This is a genomic window from Streptomyces sp. NPDC006476 (assembly GCF_040612015.1).
Lineage (GTDB): Bacteria > Actinomycetota > Actinomycetes > Streptomycetales > Streptomycetaceae > Streptomyces > Streptomyces griseorubiginosus_B.
Genome location: NZ_JBEXPK010000163.1, coordinates 1 through 7,596, shown reverse-complemented (window position 1 = coordinate 7,596; position 7,596 = coordinate 1). Strand labels below are relative to the sequence as shown.

The 7,596-nt window shown below is 72.8% G+C and carries 2 protein-coding genes; both read right to left on the bottom strand.

The genetic code is table 11. The features are described from left to right. A partial coding sequence (locus ABZZ74_RS51675; protein WP_356951073.1) for an amino acid adenylation domain-containing protein occupies positions 1-2,653 on the bottom strand: 2,653 nt, incomplete at its 3' end. Between the two features lie 42 nt (positions 2,654-2,695). Then, positions 2,696-7,596: amino acid adenylation domain-containing protein (locus tag ABZZ74_RS51670; protein WP_356951072.1), on the bottom strand; the 4,901-nt coding region annotated here is incomplete at its 5' end.

The following is a 7,596-nucleotide window of genomic DNA, read 5'->3' as shown; positions in this document are numbered from 1 at the left end:
CTTCGATCTCGCCCGGCTCGATGCGGATGCCGCGGATCTTGACCTGGTCGTCCGCCCGGCCCAGGTATTCCAGCTGGCCGTCCGGGCGCCGCCGCATGAGGTCCCCGGTCCGGTACATCCGCTCCCCGCCCGGTTCGAACGGGCACGCCACGAACCGGCCGGCGGTCAGCCCCGCACGCCCCGCGTACCCGCGCGCGAGGCCCGCGCCCGCGACGTACAGCTCGCCCGTCGCTCCCGTCGGTACCAGCCGCAGTGCCGTGTCCACCACGTACAGCCGGGTGTTCGCCACCGGCCGGCCGATCGGCACGCCGTCATCGGCCTCCGCGAACACCCGGCCGCCGGTCGCGTCAACGGTGACCTCGGTCGGGCCGTACAGGTTGTAGACCTCCACCGGCAGCAACCGCGTCACGCGTTCGACGACGTCCTGGGGCAGCGCCTCACCGCCGCACAGCACCTGTCGCAGGCTCGTGCAGCGTGCCGCGGCTGGCTCGTCGACGAACACGTCCAGCATCGACGGGACGAACTGCACGCACGTCACCTGCTCGGTGGCGATCACCTCGGTGAGGTAGTGCGCGTCCTGGTGCCCACCGGGCCTGGCCAGCACCAGCCTCGCGCCCACCGTCAGCGGCCAGAACAGCTCGATCACCGAGCCGTCGAATGTCACCGGCGTCTTCAGCAGCACCCGGTCGTCCGGAGTCAGCCGGCACGTCCGCTGCAGCCAGCTCACGTAGTTGGCCAGACCGCGGTGGGGTACGACCACGCCCTTGGGCCCGCCGGTGGACCCGGAGGTGAAGATGACGTAAGCGGGGTGGGTGTCCCGCAGGGGGCTGGTGCGGTCCTCGTCGGTGGGACGCGTCGCCGGCAGCGTGGCCAGGGTGCCGGTCATCGGCGGTTCGTCGATGATGGTGACCGTGACACCGGTGACCGTGGGCAGGGCCTCGGCGGTTGCGGCGGTGACGAGCGCGAGCCGGGGACGCATGTCCTGAACCATGGAGGTGATCCGGTCGGTGGGATGGTCCGGGTCGATCGGCAGGTACGCCGCGCCGGCCTTCAGGACCGCGAGGGTCGCGACCATCATCCGCACGCCGCGCGGGACGGCGATCGCGACGATGTCCTCCGGGCCCACCGCCCGGCCGATCAGCCAGTGCGCGAGCCGGTTCGCGCGCTCGTCCAGTTCCCGGTAGGTCAGCGGCCCTTCGTCCTCGTCGGGGCCGACCAGCGCCACCGCGTCCGGGGTGCGTTCCACCTGGGCCTGGAACAGCTCCACCCAGCCGCCGGCGAGCAGGTCGTCCGCGGAGCCGGTCCCCTCCGTCAGCAGCAGCCGGCGTTCGTCCTTATCGAGCAGGTCCAGTTGTCCGGCCCGTGCATGCGGATCGGCGACGGCCTGCTCCACCAGGCGCTCCAGCCGTGCCGCCAGTTCCGCCACCGCCGGCTGGTCGAACAGGTCGGCGCGGTAGTCGAGCCGGAACAGGAGCGCGGAGTCCGGTACAACGGTGAGGGCCAGGGAGTAGTGTGGGGAGTCTCCTCCCATGGTGGCGACGGTGAGTTTCGCGGCCGAGGCGGAGTACTCCTGACCGGCGTGCGGATAGTTCTGGAAGACCATCACCGTGTCAAAGAGGTCGCCGCCGGTGTCGGTGTCGGCAAGGCGCTGGATGTGGGAGAGGCCGAGGTGCTGGTGGGGCAGGAGGGCCGCCTGTTCGCCCTGGACGCGTGCCGCGAGGTCGCCGACCGGCTCGTCGGCGCGCAGCCGGACCCTGAGGGGGAGGGTGTTGATGAACAGGCCAACCATCGTGTCGACGTCGGCGAGTTCGGCGGGCCGGCCCGAGACGGTGATGCCGAAGACCACGTCCTCACGCCCCGTCATGCCGGACAGCAGCAGCGCCCAGCACATCTGCATCACGGTGTTGACCGTGACGCCACGCGCACGCGCCCATGCCCCCAGCCGGCTGGTCAGGGCCTGAGGGAGCCGGTGGGTCACCAGGCCGCGCCGGACCGCGCTGCGGGCGACCTCGTGACCCGGAGCGAGCAGCGAAGGCGCCGACAGCCCCGCCAGCGCCTCCTGCCACGCCGCCAGCGCCGCGTCACGGTCCTGGCCCGCCAGCCACGCCACGTACGCACGGTAGGAGGCGGCGGGCGCCAGTCCCGTGTCGTCCCCGCCCCGCTCGTACAGCGCCACCAGCTCCCGCACTAGCAGGGGCAGGGACCAGCCGTCCCACAGGATGTGATGGTTGGTCAGCACCAAGCGGTGCCGGCGCTCGCCGAGGCGCAGCAGGACGAACCTGACCAGAGGCGGTCTGGCCATGTCGAAGCGGGTCCGGTACTCCTCCTCCGCCACGGCGCGCGCCCGCTTCTCGGACGTCTGAGTGCCCTCGTACGAGACGTCGACCTCACGCCATGGCACCGTGACGTCCTCGGCCACCACCTGCACGGGGCCGCTCGTGCCCATCGTCAGGAATCCGGCCCGCAGATTGGGATGGCGGCGCAGCAACGTCACAGCGGCGGCGTGCAGGGCCGCCGGGTCGACCTCCCCTTCCAGATCGATACTCATCTGCCGGTTGTAAACGTCACCTCCCTCGGCCTCGTACTCCGCGTGGAACAACAGCCCTTCCTGCAGCGGCGCGAGCGGCCAGACATCCTCGATTCCGAATTCCATGTCCAGGTTCCTTTCGTGGGAGAGGGGGGTGCGCAGGCGCCGTCAGTTCCTGGGGTTCAGCGCGCGCCAGACGTTCTCGAGATCGTCGATCTGCTGCTGGTCGAGCGAGACGAGCGGCATGTCGGACGGGGTCCGGCCGCCGGCGTCGGGGTGGCTCGCGCTGGTGACGACCGTGGTGAGCGCGGTCCGCCACAGGGCGGCCAGGCGGCCGACGTCCTCGGCTGCGAGCGTGCCGCCGGGAGCGGACAGGGTGGCCTGGAGCACGGGCCCGCCGCCGTCCTCGTAGGCGACGGTGTTGATCTCGATGCCAACGCTCGCGGTCGCCCTGGACGACTCGGCCGCGAGGCCGTGCGCCTCCGGGGCGCGGGTCCACATGACGGTCGCACCGGCGGCCTTGGTGACGCGACCCAGATAGTTGAACGTGATCTTCGGGTGGGGCAGTTCGGCGAGGCTCGCGGCGGTACGGGGGTTGAGGTAGCGCAGCAGTCCGTAGCCGAGTCCATTGTCGGGGGCCCGGCGCACCAGTTCCTTGATGTGTTTGACGGCCTGGGCGACCGCCGGGCCCGCGGTGACTTCCCGCGTGGCGTCCAGCGGGCCGAGGTCGAGCCGGACCGGGCGGCACACGGTGAACCAGCCGACCGTGCGGGAGAGGTCGATGGAGCGCGGCATGCTGCCGACGGTCTGCCGGCCGTGGCTCTCCAGCCCGACGACCAGCGGACCGCCCCCGCCCGCGCGCGGCCCGCGCCAGCGCTGGAACGCCATGGTCAGGGCGGTGAGCAGGATCTCCTCGACGGTGGCGTGGAAGGCCGTCTGTATGTCGGTGAGCAGCGGGAGCGTCTCCTCGCGCGGCAGGGTCATCGTGACGGAGGACGCCGCGCTCTTACCCGCCTCCCTTGTGCCCGGCAGGGGTTCGACGTCGCTCAGGACGGCGCGCCAGTGCGGGAGTTCGGCGGTGCGCGCGGGTCGGCCGGCCTCGGCCATGAGCGCGCGGGCCCAGGTGCGAAACGAGGTGGCGACCCGGTCGAGCGGCCGGACACCGTCGGCGTCACCGGCCAGGTCCCAGGCCCGGGCCAGGTCCGGCAGGAGAACGCCCCAGGACACGGCATCGACGGCGAGGTGGTGGATCACCAGCAGCAGCCTGCCCGGCTCACGCGAACCGGCGTCGAACCAGACGGCCTGGACGACACGGCCGGAGTACGGGTCCAGACGTCCGCGCGCGGCCTCGGCCTCGGCCCGGACGACCCTCTGCCGCTCCTCGCTCCAGGGTCCCGAGGAAGTGCCCTGGGCCCCGTCGTGCGGGCCGGTGACGTCGACGCGGGTGAGGCAGGCCGCGGGGTCGACCGAGCCTCGCGGCACGATGTCCAGTTCCCAGGGCTGCGACGGCCCGCTGGTGATCCGCAGCCGCAGGGTGTCGTGGTGGTCGAGCAGCAGACCCAGCGCCGCGGTGAGCCGGGCCTCGTCCGCACCCGGCGGGACCACCAGCAGCAGGGTCTGGTTGAACTCCTCAACGGGGCCACCGTGGTGCAGACGCTCGTGCATGACGGCGGTCAGCGGCACCGCTCCGGTCCCGTCGTCGGCGCTCCCGGCGTGCTCCTCCTCGTCCGCGACGTCCGCGGCCACGGCGGCCAGCCGGGCCGGTGTCTTGTGCTCGAAGACGTCCCGTACCGAGATCGCCAGGCGTTGTGCCCGAGCCCTGCTGACAAGCTGGATCGACAGGATGCTGTCCCCGCCGACGGTGAAGAAGTCGTCGTCGACGCTGACGCGGGGCAGTGCGAGAAGGTCGGCGAACAGTCCGCACAGCACCTCCTCGCGCGGGGTCCGGGGTTCGCGGCCGGCCGGCGTCGTGAAATCCGGCGCGGGCAGCGCCCGCCGGTCCAGCTTCCCGTTCGGCGACAGCGGTAGTTCGGCGAGCGCGACGCACACGGCGGGCACCAGGGAGTGCGGCAGCAGCCCCGCGACGTACCGCCGGACCTCCGCCACGTCCAGCGCGTCGGGCGCCCCGCCTGGAGCAGGGGCGGCGGGCACGAGGTAGCCGACCAGTCGCTTGGTGCCCACTGAGTCCACGTGCACTGTCACGGCCGCCTGGCCGACGGCCTCGTGGCGCAGCAGGGCGGCCTCGACCTCGCCCGGCTCGATGCGCACCCCGCGGATCTTGACCTGCTCGTCCGTCCGTCCCAGGTGCTCCAATTGCCCGTCGCCGCGCCGGCGCACCACGTCCCCGGTCCGGTACATGCGCTCCCCGGAGCCGAACGGGCAGGCCACGAAGCGCTCGGCGGTCAGCGCGGCGCGGCCTGCGTAGCCGCGCGCGAGCCCCTCGGCGGCGACGTACAACTCCCCCGCGATCCCCGGCGGTACCGGCCGCAGCGCCGGGTCCAGCACGTACAGGCGGGTGTTGGACACGGGCCGGCCGACGGTCACCGCATCGCCCGGCAGCGCCTGGCAGGCGGAGACGAAGACGGTGGTCTCGGTGGGCCCGTAGGTGTTGTGGACCGGCGTCCCCAGCAGTTCGGTCGCGGCGGTGACGGTCGCCGCGGGCAGTGCCTCGCCGCCGCACATCACCCACTTCAGCCCCGTGCAGCGCGCGGCGGCGGGCTCCTGCGTGAACACCTCCAGCATCGACGGCACGAAGTGCACGGCGGAGACGGCCTCGGCGGCGATGACCTGCGCGATGTACCGCGGGTCCTGCTGGCCGCCGGGCCTCGCCAGCACGACGGCGGCGCCCGTCGTCAGCGGCCACAACAGTTCGATCACCGAGGCGTCGAAGGTGACCGGCGACTTGTGGAGCATCCGGTCGTCGGGCGCCAGCCGGTACTCCCGCTGCAGCCACTGCGTGAAGTCGACTAGCCCCCGGCGGTGGATCACCACGCCCTTGGGACGGCCGGTCGAACCCGAGGTGTGGACGACATAGGCGGGGTGGGCCGGCAGTAGCGGACGACGCCGGTCCCTGGCGGTGGGATCGGCGACCGGAAGCGCGCTCAGCTCCCGGACGACGTCCGGGTCGTCGACGGCCGCGACGGTCACCCCGTCGACGCCCGGGAGCCTCCCGGCGGTGCAGGCGGTGGCGAGCACCAGCTCGGGACGTCCGTCCCGCAGCAGGTAGGCCACGCGCTCGGCGGGATGGTCGGGGTCGACCGGCAGATAGGCGGCGCCCGCCTTGAGCACGGCGAGGATCGCGACCACCATGCGCACCCCGCGCGGCACGGCGACGGCGACGACGTCCTCAGGGCCCGCGCCACGGCGCAGCAGCCAGTGGGCGAGCCGGTTGGCCTCCTCGTTCAGCGCCCGGTACGACACCGGGGCGCCGCCTTCGTCAGGGCTCACCAGGGCCACCGCGTCCGGGGTCCCGGCCGCCCGCTCCTCGAAGAGCCGGGTCCAGTCAGCGTCCGGTATCGGATACGCGGAGTCGTTCCAGCCGTCCAGGAGGCGCAGTTCGTCGGCGCCGAGAAGCTCGGCTGCCGCGAGACGGGTGCCGGGATCGGCCACGACCTGGCCCAGGAAGCGCTCCAGGCGGTCGGCGAACGCCCTCGCCGTGGACTCCTCGAACAGGTCCGTACGGTAGTGCAGCGTTCCCCGGATCCCGGCGGGCGCGCCGCGGCCGTCGCCGTCACGGGTCTCGGCGAAGTTGAAGGACAGGTCGAACTTGGCCTCGGTGGGGAAGACGTTCTCGTACCGGGCCTCGACTCCGGGGAAGGACAGCGGCGGGCGGGAGGTGTTGTCGACGGCCAGCATCACCTGGAAGACCGGGTGGTGGGCAAGGCTGCGGGTGGGACTGAGCAGGTCGACGAGGCGCTCGAAGGGCAGGTCCTGGTGGGCGTAGGCGTCGAGGTCGGCTTCGCGGACGCGGCGCAGCAGATCGCGGAAGGCGGGGTTGCCGCTGGTGTCGGTGCGCAGGGCGAGCGTGTTGACGAAGAACCCGATGAGCCCGTCGAGAGCGTCCTGACCCCGCCCGGCGACGGGCGCGCCCAGCACGATGTCCTCACCCGCGCCGAGCCGGGTCAGGACGGCTGCGAGCGCGGCCTGCAACACCATGAAGACGCTGGCGCCGCTCTCGTGGGCGAGCGCCGTGATCCCCTGGTGCAGCGCGGGCGGCCAGTGCAGCTCCAGCACCGCCCCCTCCCGTCCGGCCGTGGCGGGACGTGCCCGGTCGCAGGGCAGGTCGATGCACTCGGGGGCCCCGGCCAGGGCACGCCGCCAGAAGTTCGCCTGTTCCTGTCCGGGCCCGGCGACGTCCGCGCCTTCCTCCGCCCGCGAGCCGAGAAGCCCGTGCTGCCACAGGGTGTAGTCCGCGTACTGGACCGGCAGCGGCTGCCACCGCGGCGCGCTTCCCTCAAGGCGTGCCCGGTAGGCCGTGTCGAGTTCACGGATCAGGACGCCCATGGACCAGCCGTCCGCGGCGATGTGGTGCAGCAGGATCAGCAGGACGTGCTCGTCGGCGGCGGTCCGCAGCAGGCGCGCCCGCAAGGGGATTTCCCGAGCGAGGTCGAAGGGCCGCGCGACCTCGTGGGCCAGGAGCTGCCCGACGGCATCGGCGTCTACGTCCGAGACCGTCAGTCGTGGACGTGCCCGGTCCGCCGGAAGGATCCGCTGCCAGGGATTGCCGCCGTCGTCGGGGAACACCGTCCGCAGGAGCTCGTGCCGGTCCGTCACGTCGGCGAGTGCGGCCTCCAGGGCCGCCGAGCTCAGCTCGCCTTTCAGCCGCACGGCGAGCGGGATGTGGTACGCGTTGCCGGAGCCGTCCAGGTTGTCCATGAACCACAGGCGGTTCTGCGCGAACGACAGCGGCAGCCGCGCCGGCCGTGCCGCCTTCACCAGCGGCGGGCGCGGCGGAAGACCGCGCCTGGTCAGCCCGGCCAGGCCGGCGGGGGTGGGGGTGTGGAAGACGTCGCGGAGGGTGATGTGGGTGCCGAGTTGGGTCTGGGCGCGGGCGGCGAGGCGGACGGCGA